We start from the raw sequence: 18,281 nt of genomic DNA on the forward strand, positions 1-18,281 counted from the left end.
CGATCTCATCGGTCCACCCGCACGGCCGCTCCGGCGAGTTGGTCGGACAGCTGGCGGATGTCCGCCTCGACCATGATCCTGGCGAGCTCCCGCGACCGCACGACCGGTTTCCAGCCGAGCAGTTCCTCGGCCTTGGTGGCGTCCCCGATCAAGGCGTCGACCTCGCTGGGGCGTTCGTACTTGGCGTCGTGGCGGACATGTTCGCGCCAGTCCAGGCCCGCGTGGGCGAAGGCGTACTCCAGGAACTGCCGGACGCTGACGCCCTCGCCGGTGGCCACCACGTAGTCGTCCGGGTCATCGCACTGGAGCATCCGCCACATCGCGTCGACGTACTCGGGGGCGTACCCCCAGTCGCGTACGGCATCGAGGTTGCCCAGGTGGAGATGGGTCTGCAGGCCCGCCTTGATCCTGGCCACCCCGCGAGTGATCTTCCGGGTCACGAAGGTCTCGCCGCGGCGCGGGGACTCGTGGTTGAAGAGGATCCCGTTGACCGCGAACATGCCGTAGGCCTCGCGGTAGTTGACGGTGGACCAGTACGAGTAGACCTTGGCGACGCTGTACGGGCTCCGCGGATGGAACGGGGTCCGCTCGTTCTGCGGCGGCGGGGTGGCGCCGAACATCTCGGACGACGACGCCTGGTAGACACGGGTGTCGATGCCGCTCGCGCGGACCGCCTCCAGCAGCCGGATGGTGCCGAGACCGGTGATGTCACCCGTGTACAGCGGGGCGTCGAACGAGACGCGGACGTGCGACTGCGCGCCCAGGTTGTAGACCTCGTCCGGCCGGATGTCGCGCAGCAGATTCACCAGCGCGACACCGTCGGCGAGGTCGGCATGGTGCAGCAGAAACGAACGGTTCTCCTCCTCCGGCCCCTGGTATATGTGGTCTATGCGCTCGGTGTTGAAGCTCGACGAGCGGCGTATCAGTCCATGGACCGTGTACCCCTTGTCGAGCAGCAGCTCGGACAGGTACGAACCGTCCTGTCCGGTCACGCCGGTGATGAGCGCGGTCTTCGCCACGACTCCCCCTTCCCTGGTCACCTGAGTGGCCGTTGTTCCGCACCGAATACTTCCCGCCGGAATATCTGAATTGAGCTGTCTGCGGCAAGACATCACCGCGGGCTGCGGGTGCTGGCAGAATCCGGCCCATGACGACTGATCTCCCCGGCCCTTCCCAGGAATCCGTCCGCCCCCTCCTGCGATCCGGTGCGCGCATCTTCGTCGCGGGCCACCGCGGCCTGGTCGGATCGGCGGTGGTGCGCCTCCTCGCCGCCGAGGGGCACGAGGTGATCACCCGTGATCGAGGCCATCTCGATCTGCGCGACGCCGCGCGGACCGAGGCGTTTCTCCGTGAGGTCCGTCCGGACGCCGTGGTGCTGGCCGCCGCCAAGGTCGGCGGGATCATGGCCAACCACACGTATCCGGTGCAGTTCCTCGAAGACAATCTGCGCATCCAGCTGAGCGTCGTCGCCGGGGCGCACGCGGCCGGGGTCGAGCGGTTGCTCTTCCTCGGCTCGTCCTGCATCTACCCCAGGCTCGCCCCGCAGCCGATCCCCGAAAGCGCCCTGCTCACCGGCCCGTTGGAGCCGACCAACGAGGCGTACGCGCTGGCCAAGATCGCCGGAATCGTGCAGATCCGGTCCTACCGCCGGCAGTACGGCGCCTCGTACATCAGCGCCATGCCCACCAACCTCTACGGCCCGGGGGACAACTTCGACCCGGAGACCTCGCACGTACTGCCCGCGCTGATCCGCCGCTTCCACGAGGCGCGCCGGGACGGCTCGTCCACGGTCACGCTCTGGGGTTCCGGGAGCCCCCGCCGGGAATTCCTGCACGTCGACGATCTCGCCGCCGCGTGCCTTTTGCTGCTGGAGCGATACGACGGTGACGAGCCGGTCAACATCGGCTGCGGGAGTGATCTGACGATCCGTGAACTGGCCGCCAAGGTCCAGCATGTGACGGAGTTTCAGGGAACCGTCGAATGGGACACGACGAAGCCCGACGGCACCCCGCGCAAACTGCTCGACGTCTCCCGGCTCACCGCTCTCGGCTTCGTGCCGCGGATCGCGCTGCGTGACGGGATCGCCCGGACCTACGCGTGGTGGCTGGAGCGGCAGACCGCGCAGGTCTGAGCGGGCCCGGCGGGCCGACCGGTACGGGCCGGCCGCGCACAGCCGGAGCGTTCGCGCTCCTCCCATCGACGGCCGCCGCTCTCAGTACGCCCCGCGGCCGTCGGTGACGGCGCGCAGCGTACGGGCCATGAGTCCCACGTCCGTGGCGACCGACCAGTTGTCGACGTACCACAGGTCGAGCGAGACCGTCTCCTGCCAGGACAGGTCCGAGCGGCCGCTGACCTGCCACAGGCCGGTCAGTCCCGGTTTCACCGTGAGCCGCCGTAGCTCGCGCTCGTCGTAGCGGGACACCTCCTCCGGCAGCGGAGGGCGTGGACCGACCAGTGACATGTCGCCGCGGAGCACATTGAGCAGTTGCGGGAGCTCGTCGAGCGAGGACCGGCGCAGCAGACGGCCGATTCCGGTCACCCGGGGATCGCGGCGCATCTTGAACATCGGGCCGTCGATCTCGTTCGCGGCGACGAGCCGCTGCTTGTGGCTCTCCGCGTCGGCCACCATGGTGCGGAACTTCCACATCGTGAATGGCCGGTTGTGCTGCCCGTGGCGGATCTGGCGGTGGAACACCGGCCCGGCGGAGCCGAGCCGTACCGCCGCGCCGATCAGGATCAGCAGGGGTGCCAGGACCAGCAGGCCGAGGGCGGCGCCGACGCGGTCCACGACCGCCTTCAGGGCGGGCTGCGGCCCCCGGCGCAGGGGTGGTGCGATGTGCAGCAGGGTGAGCCCGGCCGCCGCGGTGGGCCGCACCCGGTCGGCCGCTATGCCCGAGAGCCCCGGCAGCACGGACAGCGAGAGCCCGCCGTCGTGCAGCCCCCGGGTGAGCCGGCACAGCCGCTCCTCGGAGAGCCGGGGCCCGGGAACCACCAGCGCCAGGTCCGCCTCCTGGGCGAAGGCCCCGCCCAGCACGGTCGACACGTCGTCGTCGGCCGGAGCCGGTGCGAGCCGGCCCGGCACCGGAACCCCGCACTCCAGCGGTGCGGTCCCCACCGGGACCGCGGCCACGACCGCGTACGGATGGTCCGCACGGGACGCGAGCGTCCGGACGGCGCGGTCCACCCCCGGCGCCTCGCCGACCACCAGCACCCGCCGGACGGCCCGCAGTCGGCGCCCCGGCCACGGCAGCCGCCGCAGTGCCTGCGCCGCGATGCCCGCCGGCAGGCCGGGCAGCAGTGCCACGACCGCCTCCGCGGGATCGGCCGATCCGCCGGTGATGGTGCTCAGCACGGCGAGCACACCTATGAGGAGCAGCCAGTCCCCGGTCGTGCCCAGTACCCCCGGCGATCCGCCCGGGGGCCGGTCCGCGTACCGGCCGCGCATGGCCCGCAGGCCGGACCACGCCAGTGCGGCCACGGCCACGGACGCGGCCACCGCGGGCCGCGACTGCTCGCCGACGCGCAGGACGAGCCATGCCGGAACCCCGAGACCGAGGAGCTCGGCGCCGACGACGACCGGTATGCACCGGGCCGTCCTTCTCCTCGCGACGGCCGGCCCGGAACGTTCGCGCTGTGTGCTCGGCGCCCTCCACAATGCGTCGAGTTCGTTGCTGCGAGGCCGATCCGCAACAGACCGCGGACGCGGCGCTCCCGCCAGTCCCACCGGTGCTGATCTGTCCGAATCGGGTAGCTCGACATGCCCCATGAACCCCCCAGTCACAGTTGCATCGTCACAAACGGGGCGCATCCGCCGATCTCATGGACTGACGGATGCGCCCTCGCTCGGTGCACGATATCCACACACGTGCCATTTCGCTGGAGTTCTCGTGAAGTTCAGACATGCACACTGACTTGGATCTCGTCCCGTTCCGCGCCGGATCTCTGGGTCTGCGGCCAATTGTTGGCATTTGAAATGCACCTGAATCGGGTTGTGTGCGGACATGTGCGCCGGCAACTGCTCGGCCTGTCCACCAGGTTCGTCCGCGATGACATGCTGTCGGGAGACCTTCCCCGGCCAACAAACGAGCAAGTGGGCAGTTGGTGACGGCCGTTGGCCGAATCGTTTCGGTGTGTTGTGCCGACGCGGGAGTGCGCCCGCGGCGGTGACAGAGGGGCGCGTGGTGCTCAGCCGCCGTCGAGTTCATCCTCGGGCCGGGGCGGCCATGCGGCCGCCCTTCCCGGCGCCAGATGATCCACCACTTCGGCCAGTTCCTCGCAGGCGCGTTCGATCCTGTGCCGGATATTGCTCTGCTCGGTCACGAGCGCCGCGAGCAGCAGCGCGATCAGGGCCACGCAGCCGTTGAGCACGGTGAGGTTGACCATCACATGAAGGATGGTGTGGCCCTCGAACGGACCCACCCCCTGCGTTCCCGCGATGGCTGCCAGGACCGACACCAGGAGGGCGCAGGGCGCGCTCCCCGCCAGCCGGAATCGCAGGGCGGCCCAGACGACCAGGGGGAACACCAGGTAGAGCATCGCCAATGAGCTGCGGGTCGCCACCAGCGAGACCGCGACGGAGACGATCAGCAGCGCGCTCGCCTCGATCCACCGGTCGGTGGTCCGCGGCATCCGCAGCCTGCGCAGCACGAGCAGCAGCGGGGTGACCACGAGCACCCCCATCGCGTCCCCCGACCACCATGCCGCCCAGACCGGCCAGAACCCGCTCAGGGGCAGTTTGCCGTCCAACAGCAGCATGCCCGTGCCCACGGTCGCGCTGATGACCATCCCGGCCAGCGCGCCGAGGAAGACCAGCATGACCCCGTCGCGCAGCCGGTCCAGCTCCCTGCGGAAACCGGCTCTGCGGAGTATGAGATACGAGCAGACGGGCGCCACGGTGTTGCCCGCCACGACGGCGAAGGTGGAGGGCGTGACCGAGCCGCTGAGCGTGGCGACGACGAGCAGGGAGCCCAGCGCGATACCGGGCCAGGCGCCCAGGCCCAGGTAGAGCAGGGCGCCCAGCGCGATGCCCGTCGGCGGCCAGAGCGGTGTGACGACCGCGCCGTGGACGGACACCTCCCGGACGAGGCCGAGCCCTCCGGCCGCGTAGTAGGCAGCGGCGACGGCCAGGACACGCAGTACGGCCACGGCCGTACGTATGGTTCTCTCGCTGCGGATCACGCATCTCATCAGACACCGCCCGGACGGGTGGCGGCTGTTTGACACGCCTACGGCCTGTCCGGCGGATCAGGGTCGGCCGGGGGCGGCCCCGTGGCGTACCACGAGGACGGCGGCGTCGTCCTGGTGCCCGGTCTGCTCCGCCGCCCGCAGCACCGCGTCGGCCAGCTCGCCGGCGTCGGCGCCGACCTGTGCGAGCACCAGCCGCGTCACCGCGTCCAGACCCCGGTCGATCGGGAACGAAGGACCCTCGACCACTCCGTCCGTGACCAGGACGAACGCGCCCGGAGCCGTCAGCTGCCGCCGGGTGACCGGATACCGCTCGCCCGCCTGGATCCCCAGGGGCAGCCCGCCCTCGTCACTGGTCACGCCGGAACGGCCGTCGGCCGTGGCCCACACCGCGGCAACATGCCCGGCGCGGGCACTGTGCAGTTCCCGGGTGTGCGGGTCGAGGCGGACGAACGTACAGGTCGCGAAGAGGCCGGAGCCCACCGAGACCAGCAGGTCGTTGGTCCGGCCCACGACCTCGCCGGGGTCCGTGGCGGTGGCGGCGATCGCCCGCATGGCGATGCGGATCTGGCCCATGAACGCGGCGGCCTCGACGTCGTGGCCCTGTACGTCCCCGATGGCGAAGGCCAGCGCACCGTCCGGCAGTACGAATCCGTCGTACCAGTCGCCGCCGATGTCCAGCCCGCTGCGGGCCGGTGTGTACCGGGCGGCGGTCTGGAGGCCGGGACGGGCGGGCAGCGCCGCGGGGAGCATCTCGCGCTGGAGCACCTCGGCCAGTTCCACCCGCGCCTGATGGAGCTCCACCTCGCGGCGGGCCCGGGAAGTGAGCTGTTGCAGCGTGGTGAGCAACTCCTCGGCGCTCGCCGAACGGGGAGGACGACGCCGGTTCATGGGCCGCTCCGCACTGCGTTCGTCCGGGCGGCGCAACACAGGGACTGCCGCGGCGGCGCCGACGGACCGGATCCCGGTGCGACGGCCGGCCGTCGCCCGCCTTCGGTGGAATTCGACATCCCGCATCCTATTTCGGCGGTGTGATCTCCGCAGGACGAGCCGGAACGCGCGAACCCGCCGAAGCGGGGGGATCCTGGTGGCAGGACCGCGTCGAGGCGGCGCATCGCGACCGGACGCGGTCGCAGGAGGTGCGCGATGGCCCGCACGCTGGAGTGGAGGCTCCGTCTCGGTCTGACCGAGGACGACGGGACGACCAGGGCGGAGGCGGTGCTGGACACCGGTTCCGCACAGCTCACCGGACACGGGGTCGCCCGTTGCAACCCGCAGGACGTGGACGTACCCGTCATCGGCGACGAACTCGCGGCGAGCCGGGCCATGAAGGACGTCGCCGCACAGCTGATGAAGGCCGCCGACGAGGAACTGGAGACCGTGGGCGCCGGACCCGCGAGCGGCCCCGTGGCCCCGCCCTACGCATGGTCCGACACCACGGCCTGATCCCCGGGAGCGCAGATGACCCGCATATCGACGACGGTGGACGGCACACGGTACGAGGACGAGGTCGAGCCCCGACTGCTGCTGGTCCACTACCTCAGGGACCACCTGGGCCTCACCGGCACCCCGGTCGGCTGCGACACCAGCAACTGCGGGGCAGGCACCGTCGAACTCGACGGCGACAGCGTCAAGAGCTGCTCCGTGCTGGCCGTACAGGCCGACGGCGGGGAGGCGACGACCGTCCAGGGACTCGCTTCCGGCGGCGAGTGGACACCGCTGCAGACCGCGTTCCACGCACAGCACGCGTTGCAGTGCGGCTACTGCACGCCCGGCATGTTCATGGCGGCCCGCGACCTGCTCAAGGAGAACCCCGATCCCACGCCCGAGGAGATCCGCCACGGGCTGGAGGGCAACCTCTGCCGCTGCACCGGCTACCAGAACATCGTGCGCGCCGTCCTGGCCGCCGCCGCCGAGGGGCGTCGCCGCCGGGCCCCCACGCCCCGGCCCACGGAAGCCGCCCGGCCGGACGGGCAACGACCCGCGGCCCCGGTCGCCGTCCGGCAGGAGGCACGGACATGACCGGTCCGGTCACCACCGGGAAGCCACGCCCCGAGGTCGGCCGCTCCCGGACCCGCAAGGAGGACGCCCGGCTCGTCACCGGCCGCACCACCTGGACCGACAACATCACCGTGCCGGGCCTGCTGCACCTGGCGATCCTGCGCAGCCCCATGGCCCACGCCAGGATCGACCGCGTCGACGTGTCGCGCGCGCTGGAACGGCCGGGCGTGATCGCCGCCCTCACCGGCCGTGACCTGGCCGGCGAACTCGGCCCCGTGCCGTGCGTATGGCCGGTGACCGAGGACATCGTCATGCCCGACCACCCCGCCGTCGCCGTCGACGAGGTGCGGTACGCCGGAGAACCCGTCGCCCTGGTCGTCGCCCGCGGCCGGTACGCCGCCGCGGACGCGCTGGAGGCCGTGGAGGTCGACTACGCGCCCCTGCCGCCCGTGCTCGGCCTGGAGGACGCGCTGGCCGACGACGCCCCGCTCGTCCACGCGGACAAGGGCACCAACCGCTGCTACACCTGGCCGCTGGCCACGGGGGGACTACGCGGCGCAGAAGGCCCCGGAGAGTCGCCGCGCACCTGCTGGAGGCGAACGAGGCGGACCTGGACTTCTCCGCCGGAACCTTCTCGGTGAAGGGATCACCGGAGGCGACGAAGACCATCCAGGACGTGGCCTTCGCGACGTTCTCGTCCCACGACCTGCCCGACGGAATGGAACCGATCAACGCCGGGCATCTGGTCGACTGGACGCGGCCGGGACGGAGTGACAGGTGACCGGACCGGCGGCCGGGGCGAACGGAACGGGCGGGCCGCAGGGCGGACCGGCGGAGCTGCGCGCCCGCCTGGAGCGAACGGGCTGCCTCGTCGACGAAGGGCTCGCCATCGCCTGCTTCCTGGCGCTCCGGCTGCACCGGCCGCTCCTCTGCGAGGGCGACGCGGGCGTGGGCAGGACGGCCCTCGCCCCGGCCCTCGCGGACGTTCTCGGCGCACCTCTGATCCGCCTCCAGTGCTACGAGGGCATCGACGCCTCCCAGGCCCTGTACGACTGGGACTTCCCGCGCCGGCTGCTCCATCTCCTGGCCGCCGAAGCCACCGGGATCACCGAGGCCGACCGGCTGGAGAGCGAGCTGTACAGCAGACGCTTCCTCATCGCGCGCCCCTTGCGCCAGGCGGTGGGGACCCAGCCATCCGTCCTGCTCGTCGACGAAGTCGACCGGGCGGACGACGAGTTCGAGGCGTTCCTCGACCGCTGGGGGCAGCGCTCCTGCGCTCGGGGAGCGGTGGTGGTCGTCCTCTCCGACGGCTGGGAGCGCGCGGACCCCGCTCTGCTCGCCGCCCAGATGTGCCGGCTGCACCGGCTGGCGCATCGCGTGGTCTGGCCCAACCCCCGCAAGGCGCAAACCGGTTACGCACCGCTCGCGGTGGGCACGGCGGCGGCGCTGCCGCACGTGGACGCGTTCGTCGAAGGGCACAGTCCGGCGGCCATGGAACATCTGGCCTCGGCGGTGCGGGGGGTGGCTTCGGATGCGTGAGATCCTGCCGGTGCTCGGCCGCTGGTACGCCGCCGGGGAGCCGTTCGGGCTCGCCACCGTCGTCGCGGTCAGCCGCAGCGCGCCGCGCGGCCCCGGCGCGGCGATGGCCGTGGGCCCCGACGACGAGGTCGTGGGCAGCGTCTCCGGCGGCTGCGTCGAGGGCGCGGTCTTCGAACTGGCCAAGGAAGCCGTGGAGACCGGCCGGGCCCGGCTGGAGACCTTCGGATACAGCGACGAGGACGCCTTCGCCGTCGGACTCACCTGCGGTGGCGAGATCACCCTCCTGGTACGCGCGGTGACGCCGGCGAGCGACCCCGCCTTCGGCGAGGTCGCCGCATCGGTCGCCGGGCACCGCCCGGTGGTGGTCGCCACCGTGACCGACGGACCCGCCCCGCGCGGCGCCGCCCTCGTGGTCCGGCCGGACACCGTCTCGGGGTCCCTGGGCGCGAGCGGCCTCGACGCCGCGGTGACCGCCGACGCACGCGGGGAACTCGCCCGAGGGGCAACGGGACTGCGGCACTACGGCCCGAACGGCGAACGGCGCGAGGACGACGTCGCCGTGTTCCTCCAGTCGTTCGCCCCGCCGCCCCGGATGCTGGTCTTCGGCGCGATCGACTTCGCGGCGGCGGTGGCCGGGATCGGCGCGTTCCTCGGATACCGGGTCACCGTCTGCGACGCCCGCCCCGCCTTCGCCGACCCCCGCCGCTTCCCCGACGGCACGGAGGTCGTCGTCGACTGGCCGCACCGGTATCTGCGCGACACGGAGACCGACGGGCGGACCGTGATGTGCGTACTCACCCACGACCCCAAGTTCGACGTCCCGCTGCTGGAGGTGGCGTTGCGCACCCCGGCCGCGTACATCGGTGTGATGGGCAGCCGCCGGACCCACGAGGACCGCATGGCCCAGCTGCGCGAGACGGGGCTCGGCGAAGCGGAACTGGCGCGGCTGCGATCCCCCATCGGCCTTGACCTCGGGGCACGCACCCCCGAGGAGGTGGCCGTCTCCATCGCCGCGGAGATCGTGGCCCTGCGCTGGGGCGGCACGGGCAGCCCGCTCACGGAGACGGCCGGGGCGATCCACCGCCCGCGGCTCGGATCCGGGTGACCGCGCCGGCCCCATGACCCCGCGGTCTTCGTGACCGCTGTGATTCGTGAGAGGAGCGGACCATGCAGCTGCAGAACTCATTCACCGTGCCGGTTCCGGTCGACGAGGCCTGGCGGGCACTGCTCGACATCGAACACGTCTCGCAGTGCATGCCGGGCGCGACCGTGGAGGAGTTCGACGGTGACACCGTCAAGGGCTCCGTGAAGGTGCGGGTGGGACCGATCACCGTGACGTACCGGGGCACGGCGACCTTCCTGGAGAAGGACGACGCGGCCCATCGCATGGTCCTGTCCGCCCGGGGCGGCGAAGTACGCGGCCAGGGCACGGCGAGCGCGACGGTGACCGCCGCACTGACCGGCCACGACGGCGGGACGGCCGTCTCGGTGACCACCGACCTCACCGTCACCGGACGGCCGGCCCAGTTCGGCCGCGGGGTCATGAGCGATGTGAGCGACGGACTCGTCGGCCGGTTCGCCGACTGCCTCGCGCAACGGCTCTCGGCCGCGCAACCGTCCGCATCGGCACAGTCCGCCGACGACGCGGCGGACACCTCACCGACGGGCGGGGCCGAACCGATCGATCTGCTGCGCACGGTGGACGGACCGGTGGCCGGGCGCGCCGCGGGGGCGGTGGCCGTGGCCGCACTCGCCGTGCTGGCCGTGCTGCTCGCCCGGCGCTGCTGCTGCCGCTGCGGCGGTGCGTGCCGCATGTGTCACACCGGGTGACCGCCGCCGGAGCCGTAGCGTTGCGTGCGGAAGTTACCGATTCCGTGCTGCCGGGCCCGCGGGGGACACCATGCCCTGGTGCGCCTTCGCGGCGGTGTGCTCGGTGATCCTGTTGTGCCGGTCCCGCCCGGACCCTGCGACCGGCTTCTAGGCCATTTCGGCAACGCCGCGTGCGTGCGTGCCGGACGCCGCACGACAGACGGCAGATTGACGACAGGGCCTAGACCGGCCGGGGCAGGCCGATCGGGTTGGGGAACGGCAGCAGCTTCGCCCCCAGCACCTGCCGGGTCGGCAGCTCCAGGGCGGCGAGCAGTTCGTCCGCCGCGCTCTCGGCGAGGGGGCACAGCAGCCGGGCGGCCAGCCGGTCGGTGGTGTCCTCGACGAGCTCCCGTTCCCGGTGGCCGCGTGGCGTGGCATCCGACTCCGCGTCGATCAGGCCGCGGGAGCGAAGCCGTTCCTCGGCGTCCGCCCACTCCGCCTCGCTCCAGCCGCGGTCGAGCCGGATGCCCTCGCGCGGGACACGGTCCGTGGCGGCGGCGAGAACGAGCGCCTCGGGCGCGTCGAGACCGTGGTCGGCGAGCGCGGCGATGTGCGCATCGCCCCGGAACTCCCGCAGCGTGGTGGTGAGTTGCCACAGGCTCTCCACCGGATCGGTGCGGTCGCACAGCGGGCGGTTCGCGGCGAACAGCGGTCGGGCGAGCGGCGAGGCGGCCGCCACCATCGCGGCGAGCGGCGGAACGAGCCGGCCGGCGAGGGAGTCGACTCCGGGGACCAGGCGCCGCAGCGCACGGGCGGCGAGCCGGGCGCGCAGATCGATGAGCTTCTCGGGGGTGACGACCCGCCACGCGTCGGGCAGCGCACGGGCCACCATGCCGGGTGCGAAGACGCCCAGCGCGGCGGTGGCGGCCTCGGGGCGGATCCGCCCCATGGGGGCCGTACGGGTGGCGAAGTACCCCATCCAGAAGCCCTTGAGGCCGACGGACTTCCCGATGCCCCGGCACTCCTCGTCGAAGTAGATCACTGCGTGGAGGGGCTCGGTGCGCAGCCACAGGGTGCGGGGTCTCGACTCCATGGAGCCAACCTAACGCGCGACGGGCCGGCCACGCCCGGCGACGACGGGCGGGCGGGAGCCGCCGCACGGCCCGAGCCCGCCCGGCACAGGCAACGGGGGAGCGGAGGTGGTGACGGCTCAGCCGCCGGTGCCGAAGTGCCGCTCCACGATCGCCGCGGCATCGGTGCCGCGCGGCAGGATGCCGTACTGGTGGCCACGGGCCTCGCCGAGCCGGGCGGCCACGAACGCCTCGGCCGACGCCGAGGGAGCGTGACGGAGCATCAGCGAGGCCTGCAGGGCCAGTGCCATGCCCTCGACCGACGCTCGGGCGCGGGTCTGCGCCGCCAGCGGGTCGCGCAGGTCCTCGGCGAGCTCCTGGCGGACCCGGCGGACGTGTGCGTCCAGTACGGAACTGGCACCGGCCGTGGTCTCCAGCTCGACCCAGAAGGCGTCCAGCGACTGCGGTGTTCTTCCGATGCCCCGCAGCACATCGAGGGCGATGACGTTGCCGGACCCCTCCCACACCGCCATCACCGGCTGCTCGCGGTAGCGCCGGGCCAGCGGCCAGTCCTCGGTGTAGCCGTTGCCGCCCAGGCACTCCAGCGCCTCGTAGGCGTGGTGCGGGCCGCGCTTGCAGATCCAGTACTTGGACACCGCGGTGGCCAGCCGGCGGAACATCTCCTCGGACTCGCCGCTGCCGCTCTCGTACGCGTGGGCCAGGCGCAGCGAGGTCCAGGTCGCGGCCTCCGTCTCCAGCGCCAGGTCGGCGAGGACCGCCGTCATCGCAGGCTGGTCGGCCAGCCGGGCACCGAAGGCGCTGCGGTGCCGGGCGTGCCAGATCGCCTCCGACACCGACTGGCGCATGCCCGCGGTGGTACCGAGCACACAGTCGAGCCGGGTGTGGTTGACCATCTCGATGATGGTCGGGACACCGCGGCCGGGCTCGCCGACCCGTACCGCCCAGGTGCCGTCGAACTCCACCTCGGAGGAGGCGTTCGACTTGTTGCCGAGCTTGTTCTTCAGTCGCTGGATACGGACGGTGTTGCGGGTGCCGTCGGCCAGTACCCGCGGCACGAGGAAGCAGGTGAGTCCGGCCTCGGCCTGAGCCAGCACCAGGAAGGCGTCCGACTGCGGGGCGGAGAAGAACCACTTGTGGCCGGTCAGCAGATGGGCCCGGCCGTCGGGGTCGGAACCCAGCGGGACGGCCCGCGTGGTGTTGGCGCGCACGTCGGAGCCGCCCTGCTTCTCCGTCATCCCCATGCCGAAGGTGAGCCCGGACTTCTCGCCCGGGGCGATCAACCGGGGGTCGTACGCGCGGCTGAGCAGGCCCGGCAGCCAGTCCCGGCCCACCTCCGGATCGTGCTGCAGGACCGGGACCACGGCATGCGACATGGACATCGGGCAGGCGTGGCCGGGCTCGATCTGGGCGAACAGCATGAACGACGCCGCCCGTGCCACCGCCGCTCCGGGCTTCGGGTCGGCCCAGCCCGCGGTGTGCGTGCCGTGGTACACGGCCCCGCCGATGATCTCGTGGTACGCGGGGTGGAAGTCGATCTCGTCGACGCGGTTGCCGTACCGGTCGTGGGTGCGCAGGACGGGCGGCGAGTTGTGGGCGAGCTCCGCGGAGGTCTGGAAGCGCTCGGCGCCGACCAGGGTGCCGATCTCGTGCAGCTCCGGTTCGTGCCAGGCCGCGTCGAAGGTACGGACGGCCTCGGCGAGCGGCAGGTTGGTGCCGTACTCGTCGAGGTCCTTCCGGGGCGGTGCCTGGTTGGTGACCTCGTGGGTGGGGTGCGGCGCGGGGGCTGCGGGCGGCAGGCCGGTCCGGTGCTGGGTGACGGTCATGGCGGGTGGTCCTGTCCTGGGTCGGCGGTCGGCGGTCGGGGCGGCGGGGAAGCGGCGGGGCGGGCGGTTCGTGTTCAGGCGCCTTCGGCGCCGACCGCTCTGAGGCACAGCGCGGTGATGCTCTCCACGACCGGTTCCGGGTCGGTCCGCGCGCCGACCGGGGAGAGCGGTCCGAGCAGTGCCTCGCCGACCGCCCCGATCACGGCGGCGGCCGACAACTGGGCGTTCTGCGGGGGCAGTTCACCTGCGGAGATACCGGCGACGATGACCGTCTCGGCGAGGACGTGGTAGCCGCGCCGGTAGGTGAGCCGCTCCTCCTCGACGAGCGGATCGACCGGTTCGGCCAGCAGCGCCCAGGCCGTACGGGGACTGCGCAGCGCGCGGTACGAGAAGACCTCGACCAGCGCGCGCAGCTGCTCGGTGACGCCGCTGTGCGCCTGCACCGCCTCCCGCACCGCGCTGAGCTCATGGCCCGCGACATGCCGGAAGACCGCGGCGAGCAGCTCCTGCTTGGAGGCGAAGTGGTTGTACACGCTGCCGGTGGCGACGCCGGCCCGCCGGGCGAGCGCGGAGATGCTGGCCGCCGGGTACCCGCCCTCGGCGAGCAGCTGCCGTGCCGCGTCGAGCAGCCGTTCACGGTGGGCGATCCGGGTCGCTTCCGTACGGGCGGTGGCTCGGTAGGCCATGATCTGAACCCCGATTCATATCTTCTGTTGTCCAGCCAACCACTGTTGTTCTCCGGGTGCAATGGCCCGTCACGGAAGCGTCCGGCCCCGGTCAGGAATCGTCCGTGGCGGGACCGAGCTCCTGCTCGGTCCACAGGGTCTTGCCGTCGGCGCTGTAGCGGGTGCCCCAGTGGGTGGCGAGCTGGGAGACGATGAACAGTCCGCGTCCGCCCTCGTCGACCGTGCGGGCATGGCGCAGATGGGGTGAGACCGGGCTGCTGTCGTGCACTTCGCAAGTGAGCGTGCGGTCCAGGATCAGCCGCAGCCGCAGGGGAGGGGTGCCGTAGCGGACCGCGTTGGTGACGAGCTCGCTCACGATGAGTTCGGTCGCCTCGATCGTCTCCTCGTCGACGTGCCAGCCGTCGAGCCGGTCGCGCACGAGCGTGCGGGCCATGCCCGGCGTGGTCCGGTCCTGGAGCAGCTCCCAGGCCGCGACCCGGTCCGGCGGGACCACGCCGGTCCGGGCGAGGAGCAGGGCGGCGCCCCCGGGGTGTGCGTCGGCCGGAAGGTTGTAGACCACGTCGTCGCACAGGTCCTGCAGGCTGCGGCCGGGGTCCGCGAAGGCCTCGCGCAGGCCCGCCGACTGCCGGCCCTCGGGCATGGGGGTGCCGGAGAAGAACGCCAGAACGCTGCCTTCGTCGGGTGCGAAGGTGGCCGTGGCGAAGGGGGCGCTGTCGCCGGAGAAGAGCCGGGGACCCTCGGGCACGTCCAGGGGCTTCGTGGTGCCGTCGGGGGCGACGAGGCCCGCTGTCGCGTCCCCCGCCCGCGCGATGGTGCAGGTGCCGGCGAACGGGTCGTGGACGGCGTACATGCAGGTCGCCGACAGGGACTGCCCGAGCAGCCGGTCCCCCGGCGGCAGCGCCGCCCGTTCCCCGGCGAGGCGGTCGGCGGTGTCGGCCAGCCGGGCGAGCACCTCGTCGGGTTCCAGGTCGAGTCCGGCCAGCGCGTGGATGGCGGTCCGCAACTGGCCCATGGTGATGGCCGTCTGGAGCCCCGGCCCCTCGACGGCACCGACGATCAGGGCGGTGCGGGCGCCGGAGAGGCCGATGGTGTCGAACCAGGAGCCGCTGTTGCGTCCGGGCAGCAGGACATGGGCGGTCTCCACGGCGACGTGGTCGCTGTCGTGCTGCGGAAGGAGCCGGCGCTGGACCGTCGAAGCGATCACGTGGTCGCGCTCGTACTGCCGCGCGTTGTCGATGCTGAGGGCGACATGGGCGGCGGCCGTCAGCGTCAGCGGGAGGTCGTTCTCCTCGAAGGGCTCCGACTCCCGGCACCGGTAGAGACTCACCAGTCCGAGGACCGCGCCGTGCAGTTTCAGCGGGACCACGATCATGGAGTGGGCCCCGATCGCCTCGATCAGCCGCGTGCTGGCGGGGGCCGAGGCCAGCCAGGGCGTCCGCGCGGTGATCCGGACCAGCCGGGGCCGCAGGTCCGAAACGGCCAACGCGTAGGGCGTACGGGCGGGCAGCCGGCGCATCTCGCCGACCAGGCCGTCCCGGTGACCGTCGGCACCGAGACCCCGGAGGGCCGCGCGGCGCAGCGGGACATCGTGTCCCAGCGGCCCCATCGGCGGATCCGATCCCCGCAGGACCTCGTCCACCACCTCGACGACGGCGAAGTCGGCGAGCACCGGCACCACGGATTCGACGAGCCCCTCGCAGGTGGCCGCCACATCGAGCGACCTGCCCACCCGGGTGCGCACCGCGGTCAGACACGCCGCCCGGGTGCGCGCCTTCTCCTCCTCGTCCACATCGACGACCGTGGCCAGCAGCCCGAGCGTCCGCCCCCGGGCGTCGTCCAGCCGGTGGACGGACACCTTGAGGCTGCGATCGGGGCCGGGCATGTCCATGAGCCGGCCGCGGACCACGAGATCGCGCACGGCCACACCGCTCTCCAGCACTCCGCGCAGCACCCGCTCCGCCTCGTGCGGCCTCTCCAGCCGGTACGCGTCGGTGAAGTACTGCCCCGCGAGGCGCTCGGCGGGAACGGTGTCGGACAGGACGTTCGCCCGTATCACCCGCAACCGCGTGTCCAGTACATGCAGTCCCACGGCGGACTGGGCGAACAGGGTGTGCAGAATCGCCGCCGCCATAGCGTCGGCCCCTGCCGGCTCGGGGACCGGTGCACCGGCGTCCGACACGGATTCACCCCCATCAGGCTCCGCCCGCCCGCCCGGATCGGCAGGTTAGGGACAAGCGTCGGCGCACCGCGCGTACTCCGCCACCCGGGGAGCGGCGGACGGGGGAGCGCCGTCCGGCCGGTGCGCGCGACCGCACCGACGTGCCACGGGCGCGACTCCCGCATTTCGTCCCGGGTTCACCGGCCGGTTCCGGAATGAAGAAATCCTCCTGGTGGCGGCCCTGCGGTCCGGCCCCGGACCGCCGCCGCCCCGCACGAAGGAGAACGACGCGTCATGTCCCACCCCGTGCCCGAATGGGCCGACCCCCAGGTTCCCGCGGAGTCGCTCGACCCCCAGGGCCTCAGTCGCCGAGGGCTGATGCGCCGCGCCGGTCTGTTCGGCGCGGCCTTCGCCGCCGCCTCGCTGCCGCTGCCCGCCCTGGCCGACAGCCGGGGAGGCCGGTCCCACGGGCACGGTCACGGACACGCCCCGGACCTGGTCTATCTGGTCGGCGACCATCACAACCACTCCGTGTACAGCCACGACGCCAAGTACACCTTCTCCCAACTTGCCTCGGCAGGACAGAAGTTCGGCCTCGACTGGATGGTCTTCACGGAGCACAGCAACATCGGCCACGCCGAGTTCGGCGCCGCGCAGGAGCACCGGGAGATCCTGAAGGCCCGCGCCGACAACAAGCGCATGCTGATCTTCCAGGGGCTGGAGTGGTACATCCCCGGAGCCGAGCACTGCACCGTCTTCTCGCCCCCCGGACGGCACGAGGTCGACCTCCTCACCCGCTTCGAGGAGGCCTTCGACGGCAAGCTGCTCGGCTACACGGCCGGCGCCCCGACGCACCCCGACACCCCGCGCAACGAGGCGCACGCGCTCAAGGCCCTCAAGTGGCTGGCCGAACAGCGCCGCACCCGGTACGTCGACGACGTGCTCGTCCTCGCCAACCACCCCATGCGCCTCGGCATCGACTCCCCGCACGAGATGCGCGGCTGGCGCGACGCCGCCCCCGAGATCATGATCGGCATGGAGGGCGCCCCCGGCGCCCAGGCCGGTGCGATCCCGGGCTGGCACCCGGACAGCAACATCCGCGGCGAGTACACCAACTCACCGTCCGCCGACTCCTGGCCGGGCTACCCGCGCGAGGCCTACGTCACCTACGGCGGATTCGACTGGGCCACCGCGACCGTCGGCGGCCTGTGGGACGCCATGCTGGCGGAGGGCAAGCTCTTCACGATCACCTCCAACTCCGACGTCCACCGCGTGGCCCAGGACACCTGGGTCAACGGCGACTGGCCGCCCGGCCGGGACTTCGACAACACCGGCCACCTCCCCGACCCGTACAACACCACTGAACCGCAGCCCGGCGGCGACTTCTGGCCCGGCCAGTTCAGCCGTACGCACGTCGGCGTCACCCGGTACGGCTACCGGAACGTGATGGAGGGGCTGCGGGCCGGCCGGGTCTGGGTCGACCACGGCCATCTCGTCGACGGCATCGACGTCAAGGTGCGCGGCGAGCACGGCAACAGCGCCACGCTCGGCGGCCGGCTGCGCGCCCGGCGCGGCGAGCGGCTCACCCTCACCGTCACGGTGACCGCCGCGTCCCGCCGCAACCCCTACGGTGTGCTGCCGCGTCTGGAACATGTCGACGTCATCCGCGGCGCGGTCCGCGGACCGGCCGCCGACCGCGACGACTGGCGTGCCCCCGACACCCGGCTCGCCCACACCGCCGATGTCTCGGGCCGCCGCGGCACGTACACCCTGCGCATCCCGGTCGGCCGCGCGGACGAGCCGTTCTACCTGCGGCTGCGCGGCAGCGACGGCAAGCGCCACGGCAAGGGGTTCCTCGGCGCGGCGATCGACCCGCACGGCCCGCTGCCGCACGAGCCGGGCCGGGGCAACCCGTGGCTGGACACCTGGTTCTACACCAACCCGGTCTTCGTGGACGTCGTCCGCTGAGCCCGCCGCACGGCCGGGGCCG

Annotated in this window: 16 protein-coding genes and 1 pseudogene; 9 read left to right on the plus strand and 8 right to left on the minus strand. The window is 72.4% G+C overall.

What is annotated here, in order from left to right; genetic code table 11:
* Nucleotides 1-5: 5 nt before the first annotated feature.
* Entirely contained in the window at nt 6-1,019 is a 1,014-nt protein-coding gene (gene gmd, locus OG520_RS36365; RefSeq protein ID WP_266423691.1) for a GDP-mannose 4,6-dehydratase, read from the minus strand.
* A gap of 128 nt (nt 1,020-1,147) precedes the next feature.
* Between gmd and OG520_RS36370 the strand changes: the two genes are divergently transcribed.
* Complete coding sequence (locus OG520_RS36370; protein WP_406015947.1) at nt 1,148-2,131, plus strand: GDP-L-fucose synthase family protein; 984 nt, start codon at nt 1,148-1,150, stop codon at nt 2,129-2,131.
* Between the two features lie 81 nt (nt 2,132-2,212).
* Here the strand turns inward: OG520_RS36370 and OG520_RS36375 are convergent, their stop codons facing one another.
* From OG520_RS36375 to OG520_RS36385, 3 genes are all read right to left on the minus strand, one after another.
* Nucleotides 2,213-3,766 carry an exopolysaccharide biosynthesis polyprenyl glycosylphosphotransferase gene (locus OG520_RS36375; protein ID WP_406016647.1) on the minus strand — a complete coding sequence of 518 codons (1,554 nt, stop codon included), beginning with the start codon at nt 3,764-3,766 and terminating at the stop codon, nt 2,213-2,215.
* A 419-nt stretch (nt 3,767-4,185) separates the two neighbouring features.
* Nucleotides 4,186-5,178, minus strand: coding sequence for an MASE1 domain-containing protein (locus OG520_RS36380; RefSeq protein WP_406015948.1), 993 nt, complete (start codon nt 5,176-5,178; stop codon nt 4,186-4,188).
* A 66-nt stretch (nt 5,179-5,244) separates the two neighbouring features.
* The gene (locus OG520_RS36385; protein ID WP_399333691.1) at nt 5,245-6,075 is read right to left on the minus strand and encodes a PP2C family protein-serine/threonine phosphatase; all 831 of its coding nucleotides are present in this window, start codon (nt 6,073-6,075) and stop codon (nt 5,245-5,247) included.
* A gap of 255 nt (nt 6,076-6,330) precedes the next feature.
* Between OG520_RS36385 and OG520_RS36390 the strand changes: the two genes are divergently transcribed.
* The 7 genes and pseudogenes from OG520_RS36390 (at nt 6,331) to OG520_RS36420 (ending at nt 10,554) form a co-directional block, all read left to right on the plus strand.
* Entirely contained in the window at nt 6,331-6,630 is a 300-nt protein-coding gene (locus tag OG520_RS36390) for a DUF1876 domain-containing protein (protein ID WP_399333693.1), read from the plus strand.
* Nucleotides 6,631-6,645: 15 nt separating this feature from the next.
* Nucleotides 6,646-7,206 carry a (2Fe-2S)-binding protein gene (locus OG520_RS36395; RefSeq protein WP_406015949.1) on the plus strand — a complete coding sequence of 187 codons (561 nt, stop codon included), beginning with the start codon at nt 6,646-6,648 and terminating at the stop codon, nt 7,204-7,206.
* Nucleotides 7,203-7,730, plus strand: a pseudogene (locus tag OG520_RS36400) (xanthine dehydrogenase family protein molybdopterin-binding subunit); the annotation flags it as partial. The gene OG520_RS36395 and the pseudogene OG520_RS36400, both read left to right, overlap by 4 nt.
* A gap of 92 nt (nt 7,731-7,822) precedes the next feature.
* Nucleotides 7,823-7,966 carry a hypothetical protein gene (locus tag OG520_RS36405; RefSeq protein WP_406015950.1) on the plus strand — a complete coding sequence of 48 codons (144 nt, stop codon included), beginning with the start codon at nt 7,823-7,825 and terminating at the stop codon, nt 7,964-7,966.
* The gene (locus OG520_RS36410) at nt 7,963-8,724 is read left to right on the plus strand and encodes a VWA domain-containing protein (protein WP_406015951.1); all 762 of its coding nucleotides are present in this window, start codon (nt 7,963-7,965) and stop codon (nt 8,722-8,724) included. The genes OG520_RS36405 and OG520_RS36410 overlap by 4 nt, the downstream gene beginning before the upstream one ends.
* The gene (locus OG520_RS36415; protein WP_406015952.1) at nt 8,717-9,829 is read left to right on the plus strand and encodes an XdhC family protein; all 1,113 of its coding nucleotides are present in this window, start codon (nt 8,717-8,719) and stop codon (nt 9,827-9,829) included. The genes OG520_RS36410 and OG520_RS36415 overlap by 8 nt, the downstream gene beginning before the upstream one ends.
* Before the next feature lie 62 nt (nt 9,830-9,891).
* Entirely contained in the window at nt 9,892-10,554 is a 663-nt protein-coding gene (locus OG520_RS36420) for an SRPBCC family protein (protein WP_406015953.1), read from the plus strand.
* A 220-nt stretch (nt 10,555-10,774) separates the two neighbouring features.
* Here OG520_RS36420 and OG520_RS36425 read toward each other — a convergent pair whose 3' ends face one another.
* From OG520_RS36425 to OG520_RS36440, 4 genes are all read right to left on the minus strand, one after another.
* Nucleotides 10,775-11,626 (minus strand): SCO6745 family protein, encoded by an 852-nt coding sequence (locus tag OG520_RS36425; protein ID WP_406015954.1) that lies wholly within the window; start codon nt 11,624-11,626, stop codon nt 10,775-10,777.
* 117 nt (nt 11,627-11,743) lie between these two features.
* Nucleotides 11,744-13,447 carry an acyl-CoA dehydrogenase family protein gene (locus OG520_RS36430; RefSeq protein WP_406015955.1) on the minus strand — a complete coding sequence of 568 codons (1,704 nt, stop codon included), beginning with the start codon at nt 13,445-13,447 and terminating at the stop codon, nt 11,744-11,746.
* Between the two features lie 74 nt (nt 13,448-13,521).
* Nucleotides 13,522-14,133: a TetR/AcrR family transcriptional regulator gene (locus OG520_RS36435; RefSeq protein WP_406015956.1), complete on the minus strand. Its 612-nt coding sequence runs from the start codon at nt 14,131-14,133 to the stop codon at nt 13,522-13,524.
* A gap of 91 nt (nt 14,134-14,224) precedes the next feature.
* Entirely contained in the window at nt 14,225-16,264 is a 2,040-nt protein-coding gene (locus OG520_RS36440; protein WP_406015957.1) for a SpoIIE family protein phosphatase, read from the minus strand.
* 321 nt (nt 16,265-16,585) lie between these two features.
* Here OG520_RS36440 and OG520_RS36445 point away from each other — a divergent pair, with 321 nt between their 5' ends.
* Nucleotides 16,586-18,259, plus strand: a complete 1,674-nt coding sequence (locus OG520_RS36445) for a PHP domain-containing protein (RefSeq protein ID WP_399335737.1) — start codon at nt 16,586-16,588, stop codon at nt 18,257-18,259.
* Nucleotides 18,260-18,281 lie beyond the last annotated feature (22 nt).

Origin of the sequence: Streptomyces sp. NBC_00984, assembly GCF_045162475.1 — a bacterium.
GTDB lineage: Bacteria > Actinomycetota > Actinomycetes > Streptomycetales > Streptomycetaceae > Streptomyces.